Origin of the sequence: Allokutzneria sp. NRRL B-24872 (assembly GCF_002155965.1) — a bacterium.
GTDB lineage: Bacteria > Actinomycetota > Actinomycetes > Mycobacteriales > Pseudonocardiaceae > Allokutzneria.
The window spans coordinates 1-596 of sequence record NZ_MUMH01000339.1; the positions used below are offsets into that span (position 1 = coordinate 1).

At 70.0% G+C, this 596-nt stretch carries 1 protein-coding gene; it reads right to left on the reverse strand.

Features of this window, described 5'->3' with window-relative positions:
• Positions 1 to 446, reverse strand: a 446-nt coding sequence (locus tag CCN37_RS37920; RefSeq protein ID WP_086830232.1) for an NAD-dependent epimerase/dehydratase family protein, incomplete at its 3' end; no start/stop codon positions are given.
• Positions 447 to 596: the final 150 nt, after the last annotated feature.

The window sequence follows — 596 nt, forward strand, 5'->3', positions numbered from 1 at the left end:
CTCACCACCCCCGCCGAGATCCCCCGAGGCAGCTCCTCCCGGGCGTTCTCCACGAACGCTTCCAAGGCCGCGTTGACCATCGCCCCCACCGATCCCTTGCACAAGGCGCCTTCGAAACGGCCAGCGGTCAGCACGATCCGGCCGCCGTCGCGCAACGCCCGAACCGCTCGCCAGAACAACGCCAACTGCCCGTCCAGCTTCACCTGCCGGAACGACGAGTCGTCCAGCGAGGACAACGGCTGTAGCGGAGCATGAGCCGCGGTGCAGACCACCCCGTCCACATCCGGAACCGAAGCGAACAGCGCGTCGAGGCTGCGAGGATCGGCGAGGTCCACGTGCACCGGCCCGGACCGGGACGCGCGGATCACGGTGTGGCCAGAGGCCTCCAGCAGGGACGACACGGCGGACCCGATGGTGCCGCTCGCGCCGACGACGATGATTCTCATGGCGCCCAGCGTTGCCCGTACTGGAAACGCTAGCCAGAACCCTGGGAGGGTCAGGTTATGGAGCTGGGGGAGTACCTGAAGGCATGCCGCGCGCGGATCAGCCCGGCCGACGCGGGGCTGCCGACGGGTGGCAGGCGGCGGGTGCGGGGG